Origin of the sequence: Erwinia pyrifoliae DSM 12163 (assembly GCF_000026985.1) — a bacterium.
GTDB classification, from domain to species: domain Bacteria; phylum Pseudomonadota; class Gammaproteobacteria; order Enterobacterales; family Enterobacteriaceae; genus Erwinia; species Erwinia pyrifoliae.
The window spans coordinates 2,600,400-2,623,973 of the sequence record NC_017390.1 but is presented as its reverse complement, the minus strand read 5'-3'; the positions used below and the strand labels follow the sequence as shown (position 1 = coordinate 2,623,973).

At 56.5% G+C, this 23,574-nt stretch carries 23 protein-coding genes and 4 pseudogenes; 14 read left to right on the top strand and 13 right to left on the bottom strand.

All coding sequences use genetic code 11. The annotated features are described in order from the left end of the window. Position 1: 1 nt before the first annotated feature. The 3 genes from EPYR_RS11860 to EPYR_RS11850 are packed head-to-tail and all read right to left on the bottom strand — an operon-like array spanning position 2 to position 1,889. Positions 2 to 718 (bottom strand): SDR family NAD(P)-dependent oxidoreductase, encoded by a 717-nt coding sequence (locus tag EPYR_RS11860; RefSeq protein ID WP_012668643.1) that lies wholly within the window; start codon positions 716 to 718, stop codon positions 2 to 4. Then, positions 715 to 1,146: a nuclear transport factor 2 family protein gene (locus EPYR_RS11855; protein ID WP_012668642.1), complete on the bottom strand. Its 432-nt coding sequence runs from the start codon at positions 1,144 to 1,146 to the stop codon at positions 715 to 717. Before EPYR_RS11855 ends, EPYR_RS11860 begins: the two co-directional genes overlap by 4 nt. Positions 1,147 to 1,157: 11 nt before the next feature. Further along, positions 1,158 to 1,889 (bottom strand): MerR family transcriptional regulator, encoded by a 732-nt coding sequence (locus EPYR_RS11850; RefSeq protein ID WP_012668641.1) that lies wholly within the window; start codon positions 1,887 to 1,889, stop codon positions 1,158 to 1,160. 150 nt (positions 1,890 to 2,039) lie between these two features. Between EPYR_RS11850 and EPYR_RS11845 the strand changes: the two genes are divergently transcribed. From EPYR_RS11845 to ybiB, 4 genes are all read left to right on the top strand, one after another. Beyond that, positions 2,040 to 2,603 (top strand): helix-turn-helix domain-containing protein, encoded by a 564-nt coding sequence (locus EPYR_RS11845; RefSeq protein WP_012668640.1) that lies wholly within the window; start codon positions 2,040 to 2,042, stop codon positions 2,601 to 2,603. Beyond that, positions 2,600 to 3,118, top strand: a complete 519-nt coding sequence (locus EPYR_RS11840; protein WP_012668639.1) for a GNAT family N-acetyltransferase — start codon at positions 2,600 to 2,602, stop codon at positions 3,116 to 3,118. Before EPYR_RS11845 ends, EPYR_RS11840 begins: the two co-directional genes overlap by 4 nt. A 106-nt stretch (positions 3,119 to 3,224) precedes the next feature. Continuing rightward, entirely contained in the window at positions 3,225 to 5,387 is a 2,163-nt protein-coding gene (gene dinG, locus EPYR_RS11835) for an ATP-dependent DNA helicase DinG (protein ID WP_012668638.1), read from the top strand. A 22-nt stretch (positions 5,388 to 5,409) separates the two neighbouring features. Then, positions 5,410 to 6,381, top strand: coding sequence for a DNA-binding protein YbiB (ybiB, locus tag EPYR_RS11830; protein WP_012668637.1), 972 nt, complete (start codon positions 5,410 to 5,412; stop codon positions 6,379 to 6,381). A gap of 39 nt (positions 6,382 to 6,420) precedes the next feature. Here the strand turns inward: ybiB and EPYR_RS11825 are convergent, their stop codons facing one another. The 3 genes from EPYR_RS11825 to hutH all read right to left on the bottom strand — a co-directional run bounded on the left by EPYR_RS11825 (position 6,421) and on the right by hutH (position 10,947). After that, the gene (locus EPYR_RS11825) at positions 6,421 to 7,578 is read right to left on the bottom strand and encodes a M20 aminoacylase family protein (protein ID WP_012668636.1); all 1,158 of its coding nucleotides are present in this window, start codon (positions 7,576 to 7,578) and stop codon (positions 6,421 to 6,423) included. A gap of 115 nt (positions 7,579 to 7,693) precedes the next feature. Next, positions 7,694 to 9,379, bottom strand: a complete 1,686-nt coding sequence (hutU, locus tag EPYR_RS11820) for a urocanate hydratase (RefSeq protein ID WP_012668635.1) — start codon at positions 9,377 to 9,379, stop codon at positions 7,694 to 7,696. A 17-nt stretch (positions 9,380 to 9,396) separates the two neighbouring features. Further along, the gene (hutH, locus tag EPYR_RS11815; protein ID WP_012668634.1) at positions 9,397 to 10,947 is read right to left on the bottom strand and encodes a histidine ammonia-lyase; all 1,551 of its coding nucleotides are present in this window, start codon (positions 10,945 to 10,947) and stop codon (positions 9,397 to 9,399) included. A 291-nt stretch (positions 10,948 to 11,238) separates the two neighbouring features. On the opposite strand from hutH, the gene hutC reads away from it, so the two are divergent. After that, complete coding sequence (gene hutC / locus EPYR_RS11810; protein WP_012668633.1) at positions 11,239 to 11,994, top strand: histidine utilization repressor; 756 nt, start codon at positions 11,239 to 11,241, stop codon at positions 11,992 to 11,994. Positions 11,995 to 11,997: 3 nt separating this feature from the next. On the opposite strand, the gene EPYR_RS11805 is transcribed toward hutC, so the two are convergent. Both EPYR_RS11805 and EPYR_RS11800 read right to left on the bottom strand, forming a co-directional pair. Further along, positions 11,998 to 12,540 carry a HutD/Ves family protein gene (locus EPYR_RS11805; protein WP_012668632.1) on the bottom strand — a complete coding sequence of 181 codons (543 nt, stop codon included), beginning with the start codon at positions 12,538 to 12,540 and terminating at the stop codon, positions 11,998 to 12,000. Further along, complete coding sequence (locus EPYR_RS11800) at positions 12,537 to 13,892, bottom strand: formimidoylglutamate deiminase (RefSeq protein ID WP_012668631.1); 1,356 nt, start codon at positions 13,890 to 13,892, stop codon at positions 12,537 to 12,539. The genes EPYR_RS11805 and EPYR_RS11800 overlap by 4 nt, the downstream gene beginning before the upstream one ends. 81 nt (positions 13,893 to 13,973) lie before the next feature. Here EPYR_RS11800 and hutI point away from each other — a divergent pair, with 81 nt between their 5' ends. Beyond that, entirely contained in the window at positions 13,974 to 15,191 is a 1,218-nt protein-coding gene (gene hutI, locus EPYR_RS11795) for an imidazolonepropionase (protein WP_012668630.1), read from the top strand. Next, positions 15,188 to 15,982, top strand: a complete 795-nt coding sequence (hutG, locus tag EPYR_RS11790; protein ID WP_012668629.1) for an N-formylglutamate deformylase — start codon at positions 15,188 to 15,190, stop codon at positions 15,980 to 15,982. Before hutI ends, hutG begins: the two co-directional genes overlap by 4 nt. A gap of 40 nt (positions 15,983 to 16,022) precedes the next feature. Here hutG and EPYR_RS21420 read toward each other — a convergent pair. Next, a pseudogene (locus EPYR_RS21420) lies at positions 16,023 to 16,166 on the bottom strand (5' nucleotidase, NT5C type); the annotation flags it as partial. 60 nt (positions 16,167 to 16,226) lie between these two features. Here EPYR_RS21420 and EPYR_RS11785 point away from each other — a divergent pair. The 5 genes and pseudogenes from EPYR_RS11785 to EPYR_RS20380 form a co-directional block, all read left to right on the top strand. Next, positions 16,227 to 16,931, top strand: a complete 705-nt coding sequence (locus EPYR_RS11785; RefSeq protein WP_041474176.1) for a hypothetical protein — start codon at positions 16,227 to 16,229, stop codon at positions 16,929 to 16,931. Further along, complete coding sequence (locus EPYR_RS11780; protein ID WP_012668627.1) at positions 16,928 to 17,377, top strand: hypothetical protein; 450 nt, start codon at positions 16,928 to 16,930, stop codon at positions 17,375 to 17,377. Before EPYR_RS11785 ends, EPYR_RS11780 begins: the two co-directional genes overlap by 4 nt. Before the next feature lie 100 nt (positions 17,378 to 17,477). Further along, entirely contained in the window at positions 17,478 to 18,182 is a 705-nt protein-coding gene (locus tag EPYR_RS11775) for a hypothetical protein (protein ID WP_014539164.1), read from the top strand. Then, positions 18,179 to 18,610, top strand: a complete 432-nt coding sequence (locus EPYR_RS11770) for a hypothetical protein (RefSeq protein ID WP_012668625.1) — start codon at positions 18,179 to 18,181, stop codon at positions 18,608 to 18,610. The genes EPYR_RS11775 and EPYR_RS11770 overlap by 4 nt, the downstream gene beginning before the upstream one ends. Positions 18,611 to 19,058: 448 nt before the next feature. Continuing rightward, positions 19,059 to 19,220, top strand: a pseudogene (locus EPYR_RS20380) (N-formylglutamate deformylase); the annotation flags it as partial. 40 nt (positions 19,221 to 19,260) lie between these two features. Here the strand turns inward: EPYR_RS20380 and EPYR_RS11765 are convergent. Together EPYR_RS11765 and EPYR_RS11760 are read right to left on the bottom strand one after the other, a co-directional pair. Beyond that, complete coding sequence (locus EPYR_RS11765; protein WP_012668624.1) at positions 19,261 to 19,782, bottom strand: 5' nucleotidase, NT5C type; 522 nt, start codon at positions 19,780 to 19,782, stop codon at positions 19,261 to 19,263. Between the two features lie 168 nt (positions 19,783 to 19,950). Next, positions 19,951 to 20,166: pseudogene (locus EPYR_RS11760) on the bottom strand (flavin reductase family protein); the annotation flags it as partial. Between the two features lie 98 nt (positions 20,167 to 20,264). Between EPYR_RS11760 and rlmF the strand changes: the two are divergent. After that, positions 20,265 to 21,194 (top strand): 23S rRNA (adenine(1618)-N(6))-methyltransferase RlmF, encoded by a 930-nt coding sequence (rlmF, locus tag EPYR_RS11755; RefSeq protein WP_012668622.1) that lies wholly within the window; start codon positions 20,265 to 20,267, stop codon positions 21,192 to 21,194. Positions 21,195 to 21,199: 5 nt separating this feature from the next. On the opposite strand, the pseudogene EPYR_RS21120 reads toward rlmF, so the two are convergent. Both EPYR_RS21120 and EPYR_RS21115 read right to left on the bottom strand, forming a co-directional pair. After that, positions 21,200 to 21,622: pseudogene (locus EPYR_RS21120) on the bottom strand (mechanosensitive channel protein); the annotation flags it as partial. Between the two features lie 7 nt (positions 21,623 to 21,629). Continuing rightward, positions 21,630 to 21,950 carry a hypothetical protein gene (locus EPYR_RS21115; RefSeq protein WP_226060743.1) on the bottom strand — a complete coding sequence of 107 codons (321 nt, stop codon included), beginning with the start codon at positions 21,948 to 21,950 and terminating at the stop codon, positions 21,630 to 21,632. A 501-nt stretch (positions 21,951 to 22,451) separates the two neighbouring features. Between EPYR_RS21115 and EPYR_RS11740 the strand changes: the two genes are divergently transcribed. Next, the gene (locus EPYR_RS11740) at positions 22,452 to 23,492 is read left to right on the top strand and encodes an IS630 family transposase (protein ID WP_012666458.1); all 1,041 of its coding nucleotides are present in this window, start codon (positions 22,452 to 22,454) and stop codon (positions 23,490 to 23,492) included. Positions 23,493 to 23,574: the final 82 nt, after the last annotated feature.

Genomic DNA, 23,574 nt, shown 5'->3' with positions numbered 1-23,574 from the left:
ATTACCTCGCTATTTTTTGCGTTAACATGCGCTGAAGGGCAAGGGGCAAACGTGACGTCATCCGCAACATAAAGGCAAACAGGCGGGGGAAGGCGATTTCAGCCTGCCCTTTAGACAGCCCACGGCGGATAAAACGCGATGCCTGCAGCGTATCGACCATCATTGGCATGGCAAAGTCATTGCGCTGCGTCAGCGGGGTATCGACAAAGCCGGGTAACACCAGGCTGATGCCTATCTGCTGGCGCTTAATGTCCTGTGCCAGACTGCGGGCGAAGTACGCCAGCGCCGCTTTTGATGCCCCATAGGCTTCGGCGCGGGGCAGAGGGACAAGGCTGGCGATGGAGCCAACCAGCGCCACGCGGCTGCCGGGCTGCATCTGCGGCAGCAGAGCATCAAGGCAGTTGATCGGCCCGCTAAAGTTGGTCTGCATCACGCGGTGGACTTTTTCGGCTTCCACAATGCCGTGGTCGAGGTATTCACAGGTGCCGGCGCAAAGGATCGCCAGCTCGACAATGCGGCCGGAAAGGGCGGCCCGCGTCGCCGCCAAATCGGTAATATCAAAGGTACAGATGTCGATGTGCGGGCGCCCTGCATGCTGCGCCTCCAGCTTTTGCTGACTGCGCCCACAGGCGATGACGTGCCAGCCGTCGGCGGCGTAATCGCGCGCCAGCTGCAGGCCTATTCCGGAACTGGCTCCGGTGATAAGTACGCGTTTCATGGCTGTAGCCTCTTTCTGACCAGGCGCACTGCAGCACCCAGGAGCGGCAACTTTTCATAAATCATCGCGCCCATGTCGTAGTAATCACGCTGAAAGACCACCTTGCCATCACGCAATTGCAGATAGCTGCTGCCGTCCAGAATTTGATCTGCGCCGCCCTGCAGCCGGGGATGAGCGTACTCCATGCGCCACAGCAGCAGGGCATCGTCATCAAATTCACGGGTTAACGTCACCACAAAGCGGCAATAGCGCATGTTTTTCAACAGTGCGGCAAAGTAACGCTCCACCACGGCCAGCCCCTGATGTTCGCCAACCGGGTCGCACAGGCGAATGTCCGGGTGGTAGATCGCGGCCAGCATCGACAGTTGGCTGGCATCGAGCCGTTGATAAAACGCCACCAGTTGTTTCAGTGCTGCCTGCTGCGTCATGAATCCTTCCTTCAGTGACCGTGTGGGGTGATGGAAAGCCCCTGTTCTTGCCAGTGAGCCAATTGCTCTTCCTGGTGCTGAGTTAACGTTTTACCGCTGTAGACAAAAATATGCTGACCGGGAAAAAGTTCGGGGCGCGGTGATGCCAGCGGCTCTGCCAGCAGGTCAATGCGCCAGCCTTGCTGCGCCAGCCGCCAGGCTTCCAGCCACAGCCGCGTACGGTCGGTTATCCCCCAACCTATCAGCAATGCATCTTTTCCTGCTTTCTTACGCGCGCCGGTCAGGCAGAAGGAGATATAATCAATCAGCGCCCCATCGAGAAAACTGCACAGGGTGCGCGCCGTGTTTTGATCCAGCCCCAGGCGATGACGGATGGGGACAAAAACCTGGTCGATCAGGGTATCAACCGGAAATTCTTTACCTAATGAGGCGATTTTGACGCGCAGTTTGGATGGGCGCACCAGCCGAATAACGCTCATCATCTCTTCCTGGAGAGCAACGATGCCATCATCCTGGCTTATGTTTTCGCCTTCCAGCAAGGCCTTAACCTTACCCACCGATACGCCACTTTTAATCCAGCGTTTGATCTCTTCAATACGCAGAATATCTTCATCGTCGAACTGACGGTGGCCGCCCTCAGTGCGCTGGGGTTTCAGCAGTCCATAACGTCGCTGCCAGGCGCGCAGCGTTACCGGGTTGATACCGCACTTTTCGGCAACGTCACCGATACTGTACAAGGTCATGAATTACCTCTTACTGACTGTCAGACCTGCCACCAAACTACTCAATTCTGCTTTATTGTACAAACTATTTTTTTGTGTACAACTTGCCGGGGCGGGAAAATACGATTATATCTCATAAAAGAGATTAATTCCCATATTTGAGATGGTCTGATGGATATCAATGCAACCGAACAACGGCTTGCCCGGCGTCTTGCTGAACTGCGGCTGGAAAAAAGCTGGTCGCTGGAGACGCTGGCCGAGCTGACCGGGATCAGCCGCGCTTCACTGTCGCGCATTGAACGGGCAGAAACCAGCCCGACAGCCACCCTGCTCAATCGTCTGTGCAACGCTTATGGCTTAACCATGTCGCGCCTGTTGAGTGAGGTTGAGCAGGGCGGAATGCAGCTTATGCGCGGGGATAGTCAAAGCGTCTGGCACGATGCGCAGAGCGGCTACCGGCGGCGTAGCGTATCGCCCCCGGCACAGGCATTTCATGCTGAACTGGTTGAAGCACGGCTGGATGGCGGCGCGCGAATCGACTACGACATGCCGTCGCTGGCCGGGCTGGAGCAGCATATCTGGATGCTGGGCGGCGTGCTGGAGTTCACTATGGATGAACGCCATTGGCGGCTGGAGCAGGGTGACTGTCTGCGTTTTCATCTGTTTGGCCGCAGTTCTTTTCATGCGCCGGAGGCCACGGGGGCGCACTATGCGCTGGTGGTGGCTCGGCCATGACGGCATATCAGTGGTTGACGGCGCAGCAGGCGCAGCACGAACTGCCGGCACTGTGTGCAGTGCTTGATGCCTGTATTGCTGAAGGTGCCAGTATCGGCTTTATCCATCTTGACCCTGAAGTACTGCGCCACTTCTGGCAGGATGCGGCGCTCAGCCTGGCATGTGGAGATAAGCAGCTGCTGGTGGCGCGCATTGAGGGGGAAATTGTGGCTACGGTGATGCTGGCGCTGGCGATGCCGCCCAATGGAGTACATCGCGCTGAAGTGGTTAAGCTGCTGGTTCACCCGCGCGCCCGGCGACGCGGCATTGCCCGCCAGCTGATGTGCCGCGCCGAACAGCGGGCCTGGCAGGCCGGGCGCACCCTGCTGGTGCTGGATACGCGCAGCGGCGATGTGGCCGAATCACTTTATCATCAGCTGGGCTGGCAGGTCGCCGGGCGGATCCCCGCCTGTGCGCGCTCCACGGCGGGCGAGCAGGATAGCACCACACTGATGTACAAACAGCGCAGCGTCTGACCGCATCGGCTGCCGGGGCGATAGTTTTTGCCAACGGGCGTTTGCAGGCTGACGGCGACGCCATACTGTGCAAAAATACAGCCCTGTTTAGCTGGAAGTGGTTGTCATGGCGTTAACTGTCGCATTAAAAACGCAAATTGCCGGGTGGTATAAGGCTCTGCAACAGCAAGTCCCCGATTTTATTCCGCGCGCTCCGCAGCGGCAGATGATTGCCGAAGTGGCGAAAACGCTGGCGGGTGACGACGGCCGCCACCTGGCTATCGAAGCGCCTACCGGAGTGGGTAAAACCCTCTCTTATCTGATCCCCGGCATTGCCGTAAGCCGTGCTGAGGAAAAACCGCTGGTGGTCAGTACCGCCAACGTGGCGCTCCAGGATCAGATTTTCAGCAAAGACTTGCCGCTGCTGAAAAAGATCATCCCCGAACTCAGGTTTACCGCTGCCTTTGGCCGTGGGCGCTATGTCTGCCCGCGTAATTTGTCGGCGCTGGCAGGCGACGAACAGCAGCAGGGCGATCTGCTGCTGTTTCTCGACGACGAGATGACCGCCAGTAAGGATGAGCGCGCGGTCTGTAGCGAACTGGAAAAATCCCTTAATCGTCATCAGTGGGACGGCCTGCGCGATCACAGTGCGGAAAATATTGAAGATTCGCTCTGGCAGCGTCTCAGCACCGATAAGGCCAACTGCCTTGGCAGCCACTGTCACTGGTTCCGTGAATGTCCGTTTTATGTGGCGCGGCGTGAAATTGAACATGCTGACGTAGTGGTGGCGAACCACGCGCTGGTGATGGCGGCGCTGGAAACCGAATCGGTGCTGCCGCCGCCGAAACATCTGCTGCTGGTGCTGGATGAAGGCCATCATCTGCCGGACGTGGCGCGTGATGCGCTGGAGATGAGCGGTGACGTGACCCCAGGCTGGAACGCGTTGCAGCTCGATCTGTTCTGCCGCCTGGTAGAACAGTGCCTGGCGCAGTTCCGCCCGAAACGACCGCCGCCGCTCAGTCATCCTGACAAGCTGAAAGCCCACTGCGAAGAGATGCGTGAACAGCTGCAAATGCTCACGCAGATTTTCGCGTTGTATCTACCCGCAGAGGGGCTGGAAGACGCGTTCCGCTTTGAGATGGGGCGCTTGCCGGAAGAGATAATGGCCCTGTGCGCCCGGCTGTTTAAACTCAGTGACGCGCTGCGCGGGCTGGCCGAAGGGCTGATGAACGATCTGAGCGAGAAGACCGGCCAGTTTGACGTGGTGCGCCTGCAGCGCACGCTGATCCAGATGAGCCGTGCGCTCGGTGCGTTTGAGGCCGGCAGCAAGCTGTGGCGGCTGGCGTCGATGGAGCAGGCGTCCGGAGCGCCGGTATCGAAATGGATCACGCGCGAAACGCGCGACGGTAATGCGCATTACCTGTTTCACTGCGCCGGCATTCGCGTCAGTGAGCAGCTGGAAAAGCTGTTGTGGCGCAAAATTCCCCATGTGGTGCTGACCTCGGCCACGCTGCGCTCGCTGAACAGTTTTCAACGTCTGCAGGAGATGTCCGGCCTGAGCGAAAAGGTTGGCGATCGCTTCGTGGCGCTGGACTCGCCGTTCAACCATGTTACCCAGGGGAAGCTGGTCATCCCGCAGATGAAGGTGGAGCCGATGCTGGCCAACGAGGTACAGCACCTGGCGGAAATGGCGCACTTCTTCCGCCAGCAGATCCGCCTGGCGGCGCATAAGGGCATCCTGGTGCTGTTTGCCAGCAACCGCGCCATGCAGCAGTTTCTCAGCTATCTACCCGAACTGCGTCTGATGATGCTGGTGCAGGGGGATAAACCTCGCCCCGCGCTGGTGGCGCTGCACCGCAAGCGCGTGGAGCAGGGCGAAACCAGCATTCTGGTTGGTTTACAGTCCTTCGCCGAGGGGCTGGATCTGAAAGGTGAGCTGCTGTCGCAGGTGCATATTCATAAAATTGCTTTCCCGCCGGTAGACAGCCCGGTTATTTTGACTGAAGGGGAGTGGCTGAAAAGCCTGAAGCGCTATCCTTTTGAAGTGCAGAGTTTGCCCAGCGCCTCTTTTAATCTGATCCAGCAGGTCGGGCGGCTGATCCGCAGCCATGACTGCTTCGGCGAAATCGTGATTTACGACCGCAGACTGATCAACAAAAGCTATGGCGCGCGCCTGCTGCGGGCGCTGCCGGTATTCCCTATAGAGCAGCCGCCGATGCCGGAAGGAGAACTGCCCAAAGCCACTGCCGCCGCCGTGGGCAAAAAAACGGCCGCGCGGCGGCGACGTTAACCGACTTAACGAGCAGGTGAGCATGGAATATAACAAAATTATCAAAGAGATTGGCCGTGGCAAAAACCATGCCCGTGATATCGACGCCGACACGGCGTGTGCGCTCTATCGCCAGATGCTGGCCGCAGAGGTGCCGCCGCTGGAACTGGGAGCAATACTGATAGCGCTGCGTATTAAAGGTGAGGGCGAGCAGGAGATGCTCGGCTTTTACCGGGCGATGCAGGAGCTGATGCCGCGCCTGACGCCGCCCGCACAGCGTCCGATGCCGGTGGTGATACCCAGCTACAACGGGGCGCGTAAGCAGGGCAATCTGACGCCGCTACTGGCGCTGTTGCTGGCTGAACTCGGTTTCCCGGTGCTGGTGCACGGCGTCAGCGACGATGCTACGCGTATTACCAGTGAAGCGGTATTTGCCGCGCTCGGCGTTTCCGCCGTGCGTTCAGCCACGGAGGCCCAGGCGAAGCTGGAGGCGGGCGAGCTGGTTTTTATGCCGGTGGGTGTGCTGTGCGCCCCGCTGGAACAGCAGCTGGCGCTGCGCTGGAGCATGGGGGTGCGCAACAGTGCACATACCCTTGCCAAGCTGGCAACGCCGTTTGCCGAAGACGCCGCGCTGCGCATCGCCAGCGTCTCGCACCCGGAATACATTCCGCGCATCGCCAAATTTTTCAGCGCTGTCGGCGGCCGTGGGCTGCTGCTCAATGGCACGGAGGGGGAGGTGTATGCCAATCCGCAGCGCTGCCCGTCCATCAGCCTGATTGCCGGGGCAGAGCCGCAGGTGCTGGTTGCGCGCCAGCCCGATCTGGCAGCCGGCGTTGACTCGCTGCCGCCCGCGAAAGATGCGCTAACCACCGCCGCCTGGATCCGTCGTTGCCTGCAGCGCGAGGTCGCCGTGCCGCAGTCGCTGCGGCTGCAAATGGCCTGCTGTTATCTGGCGACCGGACGCGCGGCGGATCTGGATGCGGCACTGGCGCAGATCGCTCAGGCGGGGTATTAAAGAGCCTCGGTGCGGCCAGCTATCTGGCCGCGATGGTGATTATTTCAGCGCCAGCTGCCGCTCGACCAGCGCCGTCCACAGCGCGATGCCCGGAGCAATCAGCTCGTCGTTAAAATCATAATGGGCATTGTGCAGCGGTGCGGAAGCGCGGGCACCGTCGGCTCCCAGCCAGAAATAAGCGCCCGGACAGGCTTCCAGCATGCAGGCAAAATCTTCCGACGCCATCGACGGGTCGATATTCCAGTGCACCCGTTCTGCCGGCAGCCGCATCAGCGCGCAGTCACGCACGCTGGCCGCCTGCGGCGCATTGTTGATCGTCACCGGATAGCCGCTCTGATAGTCAATACTGCCGACGATGCCGAACGGAGTGGTAAAGGCGGCGACAAATTCGTCGATCATCTGGCGTACGCGGATGCGCACATCGGCCTGCAGGCAGCGCAGCGTGCCGCGCAACACCACCACTTCCGGGATAACGTTTATCGCCTCGCCGCCGTTGATTTGGGTGATACTGACCACCGCCGATGCCAGCGGAGAAAGACGGCGCGAGGGGATGGTTTGCAACGCCAGGATCAGCTGGGCCGCTGCCACTACCGGATCGGCACCGTTCTCCGGCATCGCCGCATGGCAACTGCGGCCGCGCAGCGTGATGTCGAATGAATCCAGCGAGGCCATCATCGCTCCTTCATTCACCGCAACATCTCCCGCTGGCAGCCCCGGCCAGTTGTGCATACCGTAAATCGCCTCCATCGGGAACAGGGTAAACAGCCCTTCTTCCACCATGCGGCGCGCGCCGCCGAGATTTTCTTCCGCTGGTTGAAAAACGAAGTGCACGCTGCCGCTAAAGCGGCGGGTGCGCGACAGATGTTTGGCGGCAGCCAGCAGGATGGCGGTGTGTCCGTCATGGCCGCAGGCGTGCATCACGCCCGGCCGGGTGGAGCGGTGATCGGGGTTACCGAGTTCAGTTATCGGTAATGCATCCATATCCGCGCGCAGGCCAATCGCCGGGCCGGGGCCGTTTTCCAGCGTGGCCACCACCCCGGTGCCTGCCAGCCCGCGATGTACCTGCAACCCCAGCGTCGTCAACTGTTCTGCCACCATCTGCGCGGTTTGATGCTCCTGATAACCCAGTTCCGGACAGGCATGCAGCTTTCTGCGCCAGGCGGTGGCTTCAGCGATTAGCGAAACGGGAATGGTCATAGGGGAATTCTCCTGTACAGGGGGCTATCCGCTAGCGGGCAGAGAATGAAGTTAGCATAAAATGTTGCAGGAAGGGCAGATCTGATGTGACGGGCCTGCAGGCGGCCCGTGTAGGTTAGGGGATCATCGGCAGATTAAGCTGGTGTTCACGGGCGCAGGCTTGTGCCTGTTCGTAACCTGCATCCGCATGGCGCATCACGCCGGTGGCCGGGTCGTTCCACAGCACGCGCCCGATACGCCGATCGGCTTCCTCGCTACCGTCACAGACAATCACCACGCCAGAATGCTGTGAGAAGCCCATACCCACGCCGCCGCCGTGATGCAGGCTGACCCAAGTGGCACCGCCGGCGGTATTCAGCAGGGCGTTCAGCAGCGGCCAGTCGGAAACGGCATCGGAACCATCTTTCATCGCTTCGGTTTCACGATTGGGCGATGCCACCGATCCACAGTCAAGATGGTCACGGCCGATCACCACGGGCGCTTTCAGCTCGCCGTTGCGCACCATCTCATTGAAGGCCAGACCGGCAAGATGACGCTCACCCAGCCCCAGCCAGCAGATGCGCGCCGGCAATCCCTGAAAGGCGATGCGTTCCTGAGCCATGTCCAGCCAGCGGTGCAGGTTCTGATGCTGCGGGAACAGCTCTTTTAGTTTTGCATCGGTTTTATAGATATCCTCCGGGTCACCGGAAAGCGCCACCCAGCGGAACGGGCCTTTGCCTTCACAAAACAGCGGACGGATATAGGCGGGGACGAAGCCGGGGAAATCAAAGGCGTTTTCCACGCCTTCATCCAGCGCCACCTGGCGGATATTGTTGCCGTAGTCAACGGTAGGAATGCCCATATGGCAGAAGTCGAGCATCGCCCTGACGTGCACGGCCATTGAGGCGCGTGCGGCTTTTTCTACCGCTTTGGCATCGGTTTTACGCTCTGATTCCCAGCGCGCCAAATCCCACCCGGCGGGCAGATAGCCGTTGATTGGATCGTGGGCAGAGGTTTGATCGGTCACAATATCCGGCTTCATCCCTCCGGCTTTGGCGCGTTGCACCAGTTCAGGCAAGATCTCTGCGGCGTTGCCCAGCAGGCCAACGGAAATCGCACGCTTTTCATCGTTGGCTTTAGCAATCAGCGCCAGCGCCTCGTCAATCGAGAAGGCTTTATGATCCAGATAGCGGGTGCGCAGACGGAAATCAATACGTGATTCCTGGCATTCAATGGCCAGTACCGATGCACCTGCCAGCACCCCCGCCAGCGGCTGTGCGCCGCCCATACCGCCCAGCCCGGCGGTCAGGATCCAGCGCCCCGCAAGGTTGCCGTTAAAGTGCTGTCGGCCCGCTTCAACAAAGGTTTCGAAGGTGCCCTGTACGATGCCCTGTGCGCCAATGTAGATCCACGACCCGGCGGTCATCTGCCCGTACATCATCAGGCCGGCTTTATCCAGCTGGTGGAAGTGGTCCCAGTTCGCCCAGTGCGGTACCAGGTTGGAGTTGGCAATCAGCACGCGCGGGGCATCCGCATGGGTACGGAAAACCCCGACCGGTTTACCGGACTGCACCAGCAGGGTTTCTTCCGGCTGTAGCGCCTGCAGCGAACGAAGGATCTGCTCGAAGCACTGCCAGTTACGCGCCGCTTTGCCGATGCCGCCATACACCACCAGGTCTTCGGGCCGTTCGGCAACGTCCGGGTCGAGGTTATTTTGGATCATGCGCCAGGCCGCCTCTATCAGCCAGTTGGCACAGTGCAGCTGGCTGCCGTGTGGGGCGCGTACGGTACGGGCAACGGCGTTGCTCAGGGATTCAGTCATGCTTTACTCCTTTTAAATCAGAATGTAAGAGCGCGTGTCGGTTGCAGCGCGGCAACGGCATCCGGCCAGCTGTCGCCGCTGGCCCACTGGCGCATTTGTTCGATATCCGGTGCCATCAGGCGGTCTTTTTCCAGAAATGTGACGCGTTCGCGCAGAGCCATTATCACCTGTTCCAGCTGCGGTGAACTGGTGAGAGGAAGATGAAAATCAATGCCTTGCGCGGCGGCCATCGCCTCAATGCCCACCACGGCGGCGCTGTTGAAGCACATAGCGCCGAGGCGACGGGCGGCATAGGTTGCCATCGATACGTGATCTTCCTGGTTGGCGGAGGTCGGCAGGCTGTCAACGCTACCCGGATGGGCGAGAGATTTGTTTTCTGAGGCCAGCGCGGCGGCGGTGACCTGGGCTATCATAAAGCCGGAGTTCACCCCGCCGTCATTGACCAGGAACGGCGGCAGACCGGAGAGGCCGCTGTCCAGCAGCAGCGCCATGCGGCGCTCTGAGATCGCCCCGATTTCCGCCACCGCCAGCGCGATAATATCGGCGGCAAACGCCACCGGCTCGGCGTGGAAGTTACCACCGGAGATCACTTCTCCGCTGTCGGGGAACACCAGCGGATTATCGGAAGCGGCATTGGCTTCAATTTGCAACACGCGCGCCGCGTGGTTGAGGTTATCAAGGCAGGCCCCCATCACCTGGGGTACACAGCGAATGGAGTAGGGATCCTGCACGCGCCCGCAGTTCGCGTGGGAAGCCAGTATATGACTGCCTTCCAGCAGGTCGGCAACGGCAGCAGCAACGGCAATTTGCCCTTGCTGGCCACGCGCTTCATGAATGCGCCTGTCGAAGGGTTTAACCGAGCCTTTGATCGCCTCCAGCGACAGTGCGCCTGCCACCAGTCCGGCGGCGAACACATTCTCACCCTCAAACAGGCCGCGTAAAGCCAGCGCCGTGGATACCTGGGTGCCGTTCAGCAATGCCAGCCCCTCTTTCGGGCCGAGAACAAAGGGTTGCAGCCCGGCCAGGGCTAAACCTTGCGTAGCAGGCAGCAGTTTACCCGCCACGCGCACTTCGCCTTCGCCCAGCAGCATCAGCGACAGATGCGCCAGCGGAGCCAGATCCCCCGAGGCACCGACCGAGCCTTTCTCCGGAATGCAGGGCATTACGCCGGCGTTGAACAGGGAGATCAACGCGTCAACCAGTTCCATGCGGATGCCGGAGTGGCCGCGTGCCAGGCTAATCACTTTCGTCGCCACGATCAGTCGCACCACGTCATCCGGCAGTAAATCGCCCAGACCCACGCTGTGTGACAGCACCAGGTTACGTTGCAGTTCAGCAAGACGCCCGGCGGGAATGGTGGTCTGGGCCAGTTTGCCAAAACCGGTGTTAATCCCGTAGGTCACTTTGCCCGAACGGACGATATCCGCCACCGTGGCGTGTGCCTGCTGAATTCGGTGGCGTGAGGCGGCGTCCAGCGCCAGGGTAACCCCGCCGCGATAAATAGATTTGAGGGTGGCGAGGTCGACCTTTCCCGGGGTCAGCAGGCAGTGATGCGCGGTCAGTGACATGTTTGCTCCTGTATAGACAAGTATGTTTGCAATGACTCTTGTTTGAATGACTCTTGTTTGAATGACTCTGAGTGAATCACATTTGTATAATCTTGTCTATACAACTGGAAAGGGTTGTGCAAGCTCGCTCACAAAATGCCAGGCTAAGAACGGCGCGGCGACTAATACATCCGTCGTCGGTGGGCTGCACCTTTATGGTTCGCCGTGCCACACAGGGTGGCATCCCACATGTCTATACATATCGGATTTTAGCCAGTAAACTGCGGCTATTACGACAACAAGGAATTCGTTATGGTCCGCCAGACCGCCATTTCTCAACTTTCAGCAGCAATGAGCGATCGACCTGCTCCGATTTATCAACGTGTGAAAGAGGCCATTGTCAGTCAGATTAGCGAAGGAATATGGCAGCCCAATCAGCGCGTACCTTCAGAAAGCGAGTTGGTGAACGAGCTTGGCGTCAGTCGCATGACGATTAACCGTGCGCTACGCGAGCTGACCAGTGAAGGGTATCTGATGCGTATGCAGGGGGTAGGCACCTTTGTCGCGCAGATGAAGGGCTACACCGCCATGTTGGAAGTGCATAATATTGCTGAAGAGATCGCCGAGCGCGGTCATCGCCACAGTTGTAAAATATTGACGCTTGGCGAAAGTAAAGCAAACCCGGAGCAGGCGGCCATGCTGGGCTTAAGCACCGGGCAGCCGGTATTTCACTCGCTGATGGTGCATTTTGAAAACGAACTGCCGGTACAGCTGGAAGACCGCCTCGTCAATCCGCTGATGGCACCTGATTATCTGCAACAGGATTACCCCAGCGTTACGCCCTACACCTATCTGATGCAGGTGGCACCGCTGACTGCAGGCGAGCATATTGTCGAAGCCGTACTGCCGGACGCCAGCCAGTGCCAGCATCTGGCGATTGCGGCGCAGGATCCCTGTCTGTTGATCCGTCGCCAGACCTGGAGCGACGGCAAAATCGTTACCTATGCCCGCCTTCTTTATCCTGGTTCACGTTATCAGCTGCTGGGGCGTTTTAAAGGCCACGGCTGATGTTTACCGGGGCACGATCGTTGCCCATAACAGCTGCGCATCTGCGCAGAGGGGGACAAAGGTTTCCGCATCATGCTGCCACCACGCCCCCTGACCGGCCGACAGCCGGGTTTCCCCATGCTGCCAGCGCCCTGAAATAACATAGGCCACGCCGCCGGTTGTAACGGGCGTCAGGGGTTGGTGGCTGACGCCTGCCAGCGCCCGGAAGCGGTCGCGCCGCACCATAATATTAAAATCGCTGCTGCTGTTACCGATAATACGCGCCTTGATGCTCTCTTCCCCGGCAAAGGCAAAAGGCTGATTCAGCACCAGACGCTGGTAGAGCCTGTCCTTGCGGTAGAGCGCGACCCCGCCGTTCAGCAGAGTGATGATGCGATCCACGCCCGGAAATAGCGAAAAATCGCCGTCGGCGGCGATGGTGGCAATGCTGATACGCCAATCGAAATCCTCCACGCCGGCGGGAAAGCTGATAATTTCCCGCGTCTCTCCTCCGCCGTTACGCCAGCGGCTAACCGGCAGAGTGCGGCTGTCATAGGGATGGATCATTGCAGTTCCGCCAGTGCATGACGCAGATCGGCATCAATCTGCGCCTGCTGCGCATGCTGCCCGGCATGGATACGCTGCTGCCCGGCGACAAACACATCCTGAATTTGCGCGCGATTACCGGCAAACAGCCAGCGATTAAGCAGAGCGCTATCGGCGGTGCTGGCGAGTAGCGCGTCGTTGCTCAGAACCAGCCAGTCGGCCCGATAACCCGGTTGCAGGCTGCCCGTCTTTACCCCACAGGCCTGAGCGCCCCCCGTCAGCGCCTGCTGAAACAGCACTTCGCCAACCGCTGGCTGCTGTGGCGTGACAATGCGGTTGCGGCGGCGGTCGCGCAGCCGTTGCGCATATTCCAGCCAGCGCAGCTCTTCCACCACGTCCAGGGAAACATGACTGTCGGAGCCAATTCCCCAGCGGCCATTCTGCGCGATATAGTCGCCGGCGGGGAAAATACCGTCGCCGAGATTGGCTTCGGTGGTCGGGCACAGACCAACCACCGCCTGGCTGGCGGCCAGACGGCTGATTTCCTGCTGGCTAAGGTGCGTGGCGTGGATCAGGCACCAGCGTGCATCAACCTTGAAACGGTCCAGCAGCCAGCTGACCGGGCGTTCGCCGCTCCATGCCATGCAGTCGCTGACCTCTTTTTCCTGTTCGGCGATGTGAATATGCACCGGCAGATGTTGCCCACTACCCGCCAGCACTTCCTGCATCTGCTGCTTATCGACGGCGCGCAGTGAATGGAAGCACAGGCCCTGATTATGCAGCGGTCTGGCCTTAATCATTTGTTGCAGGCGCTGCTGTTGCGCCAGATAGCTTTGCGCATCCTGGATAAAGCGTTTCTGTCCCGCCTGGGCTGGCTGGCTGCCGAAACCGGCATAGCTGTACAACACCGGCAGCAACGTCAGGCCGATGCCGCTGCGTTCTGCGGCAGTTATCAGCTGGTGTAGCATGGCGTCATCGGGGTAGGGCTGCCCGTCGGGCTGGTGGTGCAGATAGTGGAATTCCGCCACCTGGGTGTAGCCGCCTTTCAGCATATCGACGTACAGATGGGCAGCAATGGCCCCGACCTGCTGCGGGGTCAGGCGCTGTACCATGCGGTACATCAGTTCACGCCAGCTCCAGAAACTGTCGTGCGGATGACCTGCCACTTCCGCCATTCCGGCCATTGCCCGTTGAAAGGCATGGGAATGCAGATTTGCCATCGCTGGCAGCACGCTGCCATTAAGATGCTGCGCATCCTGTGGCTGAGCGTTGGCGGTGGTTGCGCTGATAAAACCCCGCGCATCGACTTCGATAAGGACGTTATGTTGCCAGCCATCGGCCATAAGTGCGCGTGGCGCAAAAAAGCGAGTCATGGTTGCTTCCTGTGCAATGAGGTTGTATATACATATACATACTTATAATTCAACAGTAAAGTGCACAACGTGGGAGAACGGATGAACCAGCAACTCAGCTGTGACCATTTATGGTTCGGGGCGAATATTGTCACCATGCAGGGCGGATGCTACGGCATCATTGAGCAGGGTGCGATAGCGGTCAGCGGCGAACGGATTGTCTGGGTCGGCCCTTATGCGGATTCGGCGCATATTCAGGCTCGCCAGCGAACCGATCTTGGAGGGGGGATCGTCACCCCCGGACTGGTGGATTGCCATACGCATCTGGTGTTTGGCGGCGACCGCAGTGATGAGTTTGAGCAGCGTCTTAACGGCGTTAGCTACAGCGAGATTGCCGCACAGGGTGGCGGGATCCTCGCCACGGTGCGCGCCACGCGCAGCGCCACGCAGAACGAGCTGGTGGACGGCGCCCGGCAGCGCTTACAACATTTGCTGGCGGAGGGGGTGACGACCGTTGAAATTAAATCCGGCTACGGGCTGGAGGTCGCCAGCGAACTGCGCATGTTGCAGGCCATCCGCCAGCTGGCGCAGCAGGTGCCTGTGCAGATCCAGGCCACCTGTCTGGCCGCCCATGCGATACCGCCGGAGCACCAGCAAGACCCCGAGGCGTGGGTTGATGTGATTTGTGACCAGCTGCTGCCGCAGGTGGCAGCAGTTGGGCTGGCGGACGCGGTGGATGCCTTTTGCGAACATCTGGCCTTCTCGCCTGACCAGGTGAGGCGGGTGTTTATCGCCGCTAAAGCATTGGGCTTCGCGCTGAAGCTGCATGCGGAGCAGCTCTCATCGCTGGGCGGCAGTACGCTGGCGGCTGAATTTGACGCCCTGTCTGCCGACCATGTTGAGTACGCCACGGAAAGTGACGTTGCGGCGATGGCGCAGCACGGCACGGTGGCGGTGCTGCTGCCTGGTGCTTTCTATCTGCTGCGTGAAAAACAGCGCCCCCCGGTGGAGCTGTTTCGTCGCTATCAGGTTCCGATGGCGCTGGCCAGCGATGCCAATCCCGGCACATCGCCCGCTCTGTCGTTACGGCTGATGATGAATATGGGCTGTACGCTGTTTGGCATGACGCCTGAAGAAGCGCTGGCCGGAGTGACGTTGCACGCCGCGCGCGCGCTGGGCCTGGCGCAGCGCATCGGCTCGCTGGAAAGCGGGAAAATGGCCGATTTTGTCCACTGGCCGCTGGCACGCCCGGCCGAACTGGTTTACTGGCTGGGCGGGCAGCTGCCCTGCCGGGTGATTTTCCGTGGAGAAGAACGATGAACGCGTATCAATTCAGTGCTGGTAAACTGCCGCTGCTACTCAGTATTCCGCATGCGGGCACCCGGCTTACGCCGGAGGTCGAGGCCGGGCTTAGTGATGAAGCGCGCAGCCTGCCGGATACCGACTGGTATATTCCCCAGCTGTATGATTTTGCCCGTGAGATGGGGGTGAGCGTGCTGTCAGCGAACTACTCACGATTTGTCATTGACCTTAACCGCCCGCCGGACGATCGGGCGCTTTATACCACTGCGACCACAGGGCTTTATCCGGAAACGCTGTTTGACGGTACGCCAACCTTTAAGCCGGGTATGACGCCGGGACATCAGCAACGTAACGACTGGCTACGGCAGATCTGGCAGCCTTACCACGACAAAATCCAGCATGAGCTGGCGCAGATCAAACGGCGGTTTGGCTATGCGCTGCTTTTTGACGCCCACTCTATTGCTTCACAGGTGCCGCGCCTGTTTGATGGCCGGTTGCCTGATATCAATCTGGGAACCCATGACGGTGCCAGCTGCACGCCCGCGCTGGCGCAGCGGCTGACCCAATGCTGCGCAGCGCAGTCAGAGTTCAACTGGGTTCTGAACGGGCGTTTTAAAGGGGGATATATTACCCGCGCCTACGGTAAGCCGCAGCAGAATCAGCACGCATTACAGCTTGAACTGGCGCAGTGTAACTATATGGATGAGCATCCGCCTTTTGCCTGGCGTACTGATAAAGCGCAGCGCGTACAGCCGCTGCTAAAACAGCTGATGGAGACGATGTTGCAGCATCATCGCCGCCCGGCGTAGTACATCAGGCGCGAGGTTTCACGCCTTTTTCACCAGCGAATTACAATAACATGGTGGCAATATCCTGCCAGTTTTCAGCGCGGCGATAGCCGGTCACCTTGCGGTTATGCGGCGCGGAATAGATAATGCCTTCGCCGCAGAAGACGATATTGCTATGCGGAATTGCCGGGAAGTGGGTGTTCAGCCGGGCGGATGTTATGGTAAATCAGGCCTCAGTAAATCAACAAGGGAAGGGATATTCCGGATGAGTAAGCGAACGGAAATTATTGATGGTAGCGATGCAAGCACAGCTAAGTACGGGATAGTTTACACGGAGGTGCTTGGCTGGGTGGATTTGGGTTATGCACAGGGAACTGATATTCGTGATCTTTTGAGTCAGATTTCACGGGGAGAATCCTCTGGAAAAGATTTTTATGACGTAAGGTACTCTCAGGGGATGACATCGGCATATGGACTATTCCGTTCGGGGAAGGTGATGACTTGGCGTATCCGGCGCGGGCGACCTCACTGGGAACAGAAAAGCATTGCGCTGGCGATGATGATGACGATGGCGCGCAAGTTCGAGGCGTTCCAGGGTTCGTTTCCCAATAACCTGGTGACTGACAGCGGTTTTAGTGGTGAGGATCTGGTGTCAGACCTGCTGGGTTTCTACCGAGTGGTGTCGGTTCAGAATCCCTTTGGGGTGCTCCGTCCGGTGAGCAAGGAAGANGCCCTGAAACGTTGGGATTACTACGGCAAGATCGGCCGCTGGAAAAACGAGACGTTTCAGCCTCTGCTGTTCCCCGACCCGGAAAAGTTCCCACACTCACGTCCCCATAAAGGGTTGTTACCGCCGTTTATGCGGACGATTGTCCCCTATAACGATTTTCTGTCCGGGAACGTGATCCTGCCGCAGCATGACAGGACGTTTGCGATTATAGGTGCCAGCAACGGCAGGAGTGGGTTATGAAGAAGCACGTCATATTCCGGACTTGCGTCATTTTTGTTGCTGCTATTATTCTGGCTACTGGCTGGACGTTTCTTAAGCTTGAGTTTGCTGGTTCTGCATATTACACAGAAAAGGATTGGTTGGAATATGAGTTTTACACGCCTGATTTACTGAAGAGGATACCCAGAATTTCAGACGAATATACGTTTGAGTTTGGTAATGTCACGGGTCCGGAGGCGCATGTTTTTTCAGTTCATTTTCAGGGCGTGACTGACAGTAATGAGATCCGAAATTACTTAAAATCTGAAGGGTATGAGCCACAAAAAACATGCAATGTTGAAGCGGAGTGTTGGCGAAGTTATAAAAATAATGACGTTATTTCAGTTGCCAAGTTTTTGTCTCCAAAGGAGGTTTTTGTGGATGTATACCGGAGTCCGTACACGGAGCCTCTGGCAGATTCTAAATGATCCTCTCGAAATCCTTTCAGGAGAATCGTAATTTCTTGCTCTGAAAATGAAAAAAACACCTTCAGGCCACAGTCAATCAACAAGTGAAGGGATATTCCGGATGAGTAAGCGAACGGAAATTATTGATGGAAAACATGCAGCGTCTCGACCGAGGGGACTCGTTTATACGGAGGTGCTTGGCTGGGTGGATCTGGGTCATGCACAGGGAACTGATATTCGTGATCTTTTGAGTCAGATTTCACGGGGAGAATCCTCTGGAAAAGATTTTTATGACGTAAGGTACTCTCAGGGGATGACATCGGCATATGGACTATTCCGTTCGGGGAAGGTGATGACTTGGCGTATCCGGCGCGGGCGACCTCACTGGGAACAGAAAAGCATTGCGCTGGCGATGATGATGACGATGGCGCGCAAGTTCGAGGCGTTCCAGGGTTCGTTTCCCAATAACCTGGTGACTGACAGCGGTTTTAGTGGTGAGGATCTGGTGTCAGACCTGCTGGGTTTCTACCGAGTGGTGTCGGTTCAGAATCCCTTTGGGGTGCTCCGTCCGGTGAGCAAGGAAGANGCCCTGAAACGTTGGGATTACTACGGCAAGATCGGCCGCTGGAAAAACGAGACGTTTCAGCCTCTGCTGTTCCCCGACCCGGAAAAGTTCCCACACTCACGTCCCCATAAAGGGTTGTTACCGCCGTTTATGCGGACGATTGTCCCCTATAACGATTTTCTGTCCGGGAACGTGATCCTGCCGCAGCATGACAGGACGTTTGCGATTATAGGTGCCAGCAACGGCAGGATGGGATTATGAGGAAAACTATCGTCGTCCTGATTGGTGTAGTGGTTATCGCTGGTATTGTGCTGGTCGTTGGTTGGCCGTATGTGAGGCTGGAGTTTGCCAGCAGCGCATATTATACCGAGCAAGATAAACGGGCTTATGAGTATTACACACCCGAATTGTTAAAAAAAATACCAAGAATATCAGATGATTATAAATTTGAATTCGGAAGAATTACAGGCACAGAAGCTAATGTCTTTACCATGAAATTTTATGGTGTTTCTGAAACTCGGAGTATCAGGAATTACCTAAAATCAGAGGGGTATGAACTCCAGGCATCTTGTGATGTTGAAGCCGAGTGTTGGGAAAGTCGAGCGACCAATGATGAGGTTACGGTTGGTAATATTCACTCTCAAAAAGGGGTGTTTGTGCAGATATATCGACGTTTATATTCGAACTGATAAGCCGGATTCAGATAAATATCTTCTTGAGATTATATTTGGCTGCGCGTAATATCATGCTCTGTAAACGAAAAAAACCACGTTTTCAGGCGCGGGTTCTTTCGAAAGTTAGAAGTTTCTCAGGCTTTCTAACCTGTGGTAACTGGCTTTAATAGAGCGCGGATACCAAATATTTTCCTTTCAGTGCAGCCGCAATCAGGCATCCACTTCAAGTCTCAGAATATCTAAATCCACTAACCCCCAGTTACCAATGGCTGCTGCCAGTGGCGTTTTTTCGCATCTGTACCGGGTTGGACTCAAGACGNTAGTTANCGGAACAGGCGCAGCGGTCGGGCTGAACGGGGGGNTTTGCACACAGCCCAGCNTGGAGCGAACTGCCTAAACGGAACCGNGTGTCAGGCGCAGCATGAAAATACCCGGCCTTTAACAGCGGAGAGACACCGGTAANCCGCAGCAGAATCAGCACGCATTACAGCTTGAACTGGCGCAGTGTAACTATATGGATGAGCATCCGCCTTTTGCCTGGCGTACTGATAAAGCGCAGCGCGTACAGCCGCTGCTAAAACAGCTGATGGAGACGATGTTGCAGCATCATCGCCGCCCGGCGTAGTACATCAGGCGCGAGGTTTCACGCCTTTTTCACCAGCGAATTACAATAACATGGTGGCAATATCCTGCCAGTTTTCAGCGCGGCGATAGCCGGTCACCTTGCGGTTATGCGGCGCGGAATAGATAATGCCTTCGCCGCAGAAGTGGGCAAAATTAATCGCATTATCGTCGATCATGTAATCGGCTTTGATAATGCTCTTATCGCCGCAGAAGACGATATTGCTATGCGGAATCGCCGGGAAGTGGGTATTCAACCAGCGGAATTTGGCATTGAACGAACTTGGCATCAGCATGGCCGCCGTGGTGATAAAAATCTCGTAATGCTCACTCAGCCGGGCGATAACCTGCTGGCTGTCGGCAACCACCGCCAAATCGTCAAAGAAGGTCGGATGATCCACCAGGGCAAACAGCTCGGCCAGCTGTTCCGGGGAATCCTGGTGCAGATCGAACAAATTCAGCTCTTCTGCACTAAGCTGCCGGGTAAAATGGCTGTTCCAGGTGGCAACAATCTTGGTATGGAAGTCGGCAATAACTTCATCCATATCTATGGCAATACGCTTCATAATCACTCCATGATAAAGGGTAAAAAAGAACCGGTATCATAACAAAAAAATCCGCAAACGGCAGCGCAGCCGGCATTTTAGCGCGCTCTGCCAGTCGCTAACGGGCATCCGGCCGCGTCAGAGCAAATCTGTGTGCTTCACTGATGGTGTAGTAAGCCGCTGGGCCACCTGCACGCTGTCTTTCCAGCCGCTGCTGGCAAAACCTATTATCGGCGGGTGGTAATTGAAGCAGTTAAAAAAACTGTAAGGTGCGAGGTTACGCTGACCGCTGGCATTTTGTGAGCTGATCCAGCCGACCGGACGTGGGCCAATAATCGCGTTCAGCGGATTGTGCGGCAGGCCGTGGCCCTGTTTAGGTTGATAGCTATAGCGGCTACGTGTCATAAAACTCCTTCAGGATGTGAGGCGGAAAAATGTGGTCAGTGGTTTACCATTAATATCACAGCAGGTATCTTACGCGCCTGCTGATAAGAGAGTTATTCATGAAAACCGCCGCCGAAAAAAACGTGCTTCACCCGCGTAACCGCCATCGCGGCCGCTATGATTTTGCTGCGCTGATTGCCAGCCATCCGCCGCTGGCACCGTTTGTCGCGGTTAATCACTGGGGCAGTGAGTCGATAGACTTCGCCAATCCTGACGCGGTGAAGGCGCTGAATCAGGCGCTTTTGCACCATTTTTACCACATTGCTCACTGGGATATTCCTGCAGGCTTCCTCTGCCCGCCGGTGCCGGGGCGCGCTGACTATATTCATCATCTTGCCGATCTGCTGGCGGAAGATAATCGCCGCGTGGTGCCACGCGAGATAAACGTACTGGATGTTGGCTGTGGCGCGAATCTGATCTATCCGCTGATCGGGCATAGCGAATACCAGTGGCGCTTTACCGGCAGCGAGGTTAACGAACGGGCGATGGCCGCAGCCAACGCCATTATTGCGGGCAATCCGCGACTGAACCGCGCTATTCGCCTGCGTCGTCAGAAAGACGGCCAGGCGATGTTCAGCGGCGTGATCCACAAAAACGAGCTGTACCATGCCACGCTGTGTAACCCGCCGTTTCACGCTACGGCCGTCGATGCGCATCAGGGTAGCCAGCGTAAACTGCGCAATCTCGGCCTCGATCGTCACTCGCCGCTGACTTTTGGTGGTCAGCAGGAAGAACTCTGGTGTGAGGGCGGCGAAATCGCGTTTATCCGCCGTATGATTGAAGAGAGCATCAGTTTTGGCCGTCAGTGCGTGTGGTTTACCTCACTGGTATCACGCAAGGAAAACCTGCCGGAGCTGTGGCGGGCGCTGGAAGAGGCCGATGTCGCGGCAACGCGCACTATCGATATGGCCCAGGGGCAGAAGCAAAGCCGCTTTATTGCCTGGAGCTTTATGGAACAGCCGCAGCGCGCCCGCCTGCTGGCCAGATAAGCGCCTTATTTTGGCGCGCTCAGCGCCGCAAAGCTGGCCACGCCGTCAATATCCGTTCCGCTCTGCATGACTTGTACTGTCTGCAGCGGGGTCTTGATCCCTGCCGCGTCGAAGTGCTTTTTCACCATGCTGTCCAGCGCAAAACGCACCGTCCACTGTTTCAGCGACTGGGTGGTGAAGGAGACGCGTACGGTAAACGACTGATTAGTTAATCCCACCAGCCCGGAAAATGCGGGTTCACCGATCACCATCGTGCGAATGTTGTTGTCCTCCTGCTGTTCTTTCACCGCCGCCTGCAGGGTGGCATTTATCCGCCCGGTATCTTCACGCCTGTCGACATCATAATTGGCGACAAATGAGCCGATACCGCGCACAAAGTTAGCAAAAGTGGTGATCGAGGACCAGGGGATAATATGGTAAGCCCCGATGTTTTTTTTAATCTTTATTTTTTGGCGGGAGCAATCCTTGATTTTTCAATTTTCGGATAACGTGTTCAGCCAGTTCCTCATTTGGACCGGGATCACCTTTTGCCAAATTTTTTAATTTTTCCACTATTCCTGTTAATGACGTATCGTAAGGAAGGTTTTTTTGTATAATTTTTGCAATGGTCTTTCCGTTAGCGGTGTAGATATTATAGACACTGTAAGGTGGTTTATTCCTTTTTTTTAGAACCCCATCTAGTGTTAATAAAAACTCGTCATCGCTTAAAGAAAGTGTTCTTTTTTTAAAAGGTTGATACCTTCCAGAAGATCGCATCTGTCCGCATTAATAACTATTTTTTGTGCCGTATCTCTGACTATATTTGCAGGCCTCATTGCCGTAGATATCGATCTTTTACAGATTTTAATATGATTCTTTATCATATAATTATAGATAATAGTGAGTGCCTTGTCGTCATATGCTAAATTTCTTAAAAAGTAATTTAACTTTTCAGGTGTATACGGTGGATCGGTTTTTTCAATAAGGTTTGAAAGTGATTGATATAATTCAGCGCTTAACGAGGGCGCTGTTTTTTGTGTCCCGCAAGCCTGGTAACATATTGCGGCAAGTACACTTTTTATATTTGATGGCTGTTCTAAACCACGAGTTTCCGATAATTTAATGAGTTCGTTCCAGTCTACATGTTTCCTACCTTCGGCTTTATAAAGATCTCCTAAATAGCTGCGCGGAATAGTAGATCACTTTGAGGGAACTCAGCCCGGATTGTGCGATCTGATCAATCGCCAAATCAAAACAAATCACCAACCGGACTGAGCAATGCCGATCATAGCACCCATTTCCCGTGAAGAACGACGCCTGATGCGAAAAGCTATCCATAAAACGCGCGATAAAAATCATGCCCGCAGGCTGACGGCCATACTGATGTTGCACCGGGGAAACCGTGTCAGCCACGTCGCCAGAACGCTCTGTTGCGCCCGTTCATCCGTCGGGCGCTGGATTAACTGGTTTACGTTGTCCGGTGTTGAAGGTCTGAAATCGTTGCCCGCAGGGCGCTCCCGCCGATGGCCATTTGAGCATATCTGCACTCTGTTACGTGAACTGATAAAGCACTCTCCCGGCGATTTTGGTTATCAGCGTTCACGCTGGAGTACGGAATTGTTGGCTATAAAAATTAAAGACATAACCGGCTGCCGGTTGCATGCAGGAACCGTCCGTCGCTGGTTGCCCGCTGCCGGGCTGGTGTGGCGCAGAGCTGCGCCAACCCTGCGGATCCGTGACCCGCACAAAGATGAAAAGATGGCGGTGATCCGCCAGGCGTTGGACAAATGCAGCGCAGAGCATCCGGTATTTTATGAAGATGAAGTGGATATCCACCTCAATCCAAAAATCGGTGCTGACTGGCAACTGCGCGGGCAGCAAAGACGCGTGGTAACACCGGGTCAAAATGAAAAATATTACCTGGCGGGTGCGCTGCACAGCGGAACGGGCAAAGTCAGTTACGTTGGCGGTAACAGCAAAAGTTCGGTGCTGTTTATCAGCCTGCTTAAGCACCTGAAAGCGAGTTACCGCCGGGCAAAAACGATCACGCTGATTGTCGATAACTATATCATCCACAAAAGCCGTGAAACGCTGAGCTGGCTGAAACAGAATCCAAAGTTCAGGGTGATTTACCAGCCGGTTTACTCGCCGTGGGTCAATCATGTTGAGCGCCTGTGGCAGGCGCTGCACGATACCATTACACGCAATCATCAGTGCCGGTCAATGTGGCAACTGTTGAAAAAAGTACGCCACTTTATGAAAACGGTCAGCCCGTTCCCGGGCGGTAAACACGGACTGGCAAAAGTGGAGCGCTATTAGACGCAGCTATTTAGATACCCTACAGTTTGAAACCTGTATCTGATTTGTTCCTTTGTCAATAAGGAGTAGTGAGTATTATTAT

Excerpts from the sequence above, each read along its gene's own strand:
- EPYR_RS11860 (WP_012668643.1), bottom strand. The coding sequence starts at position 718 with ATGAAACGCGTACTTATCACCGGAGCCAGTTCCGGAATAGGCCTGCAG.
- EPYR_RS11855 (WP_012668642.1), bottom strand. The coding sequence starts at position 1,146 with ATGACGCAGCAGGCAGCACTGAAACAACTGGTGGCGTTTTATCAACGG.
- EPYR_RS11850 (WP_012668641.1), bottom strand. The coding sequence starts at position 1,889 with ATGACCTTGTACAGTATCGGTGACGTTGCCGAAAAGTGCGGTATCAAC.
- EPYR_RS11845 (WP_012668640.1), top strand. The coding sequence starts at position 2,040 with ATGGATATCAATGCAACCGAACAACGGCTTGCCCGGCGTCTTGCTGAA.
- EPYR_RS11840 (WP_012668639.1), top strand. The coding sequence starts at position 2,600 with ATGACGGCATATCAGTGGTTGACGGCGCAGCAGGCGCAGCACGAACTG.
- dinG (WP_012668638.1), top strand. The coding sequence starts at position 3,225 with ATGGCGTTAACTGTCGCATTAAAAACGCAAATTGCCGGGTGGTATAAG.
- ybiB (WP_012668637.1), top strand. The coding sequence starts at position 5,410 with ATGGAATATAACAAAATTATCAAAGAGATTGGCCGTGGCAAAAACCAT.
- EPYR_RS11825 (WP_012668636.1), bottom strand. The coding sequence starts at position 7,578 with ATGACCATTCCCGTTTCGCTAATCGCTGAAGCCACCGCCTGGCGCAGA.
- hutU (WP_012668635.1), bottom strand. The coding sequence starts at position 9,379 with ATGACTGAATCCCTGAGCAACGCCGTTGCCCGTACCGTACGCGCCCCA.
- hutH (WP_012668634.1), bottom strand. The coding sequence starts at position 10,947 with ATGTCACTGACCGCGCATCACTGCCTGCTGACCCCGGGAAAGGTCGAC.
- hutC (WP_012668633.1), top strand. The coding sequence starts at position 11,239 with ATGGTCCGCCAGACCGCCATTTCTCAACTTTCAGCAGCAATGAGCGAT.
- EPYR_RS11805 (WP_012668632.1), bottom strand. The coding sequence starts at position 12,540 with ATGATCCATCCCTATGACAGCCGCACTCTGCCGGTTAGCCGCTGGCGT.
- EPYR_RS11800 (WP_012668631.1), bottom strand. The coding sequence starts at position 13,892 with ATGACTCGCTTTTTTGCGCCACGCGCACTTATGGCCGATGGCTGGCAA.
- hutI (WP_012668630.1), top strand. The coding sequence starts at position 13,974 with ATGAACCAGCAACTCAGCTGTGACCATTTATGGTTCGGGGCGAATATT.
- hutG (WP_012668629.1), top strand. The coding sequence starts at position 15,188 with ATGAACGCGTATCAATTCAGTGCTGGTAAACTGCCGCTGCTACTCAGT.
- EPYR_RS11780 (WP_012668627.1), top strand. The coding sequence starts at position 16,928 with ATGAAGAAGCACGTCATATTCCGGACTTGCGTCATTTTTGTTGCTGCT.
- EPYR_RS11770 (WP_012668625.1), top strand. The coding sequence starts at position 18,179 with ATGAGGAAAACTATCGTCGTCCTGATTGGTGTAGTGGTTATCGCTGGT.
- EPYR_RS11765 (WP_012668624.1), bottom strand. The coding sequence starts at position 19,782 with ATGAAGCGTATTGCCATAGATATGGATGAAGTTATTGCCGACTTCCAT.
- rlmF (WP_012668622.1), top strand. The coding sequence starts at position 20,265 with ATGAAAACCGCCGCCGAAAAAAACGTGCTTCACCCGCGTAACCGCCAT.
- EPYR_RS21115 (WP_226060743.1), bottom strand. The coding sequence starts at position 21,950 with ATGCGATCTTCTGGAAGGTATCAACCTTTTAAAAAAAGAACACTTTCT.
- EPYR_RS11740 (WP_012666458.1), top strand. The coding sequence starts at position 22,452 with ATGCCGATCATAGCACCCATTTCCCGTGAAGAACGACGCCTGATGCGA.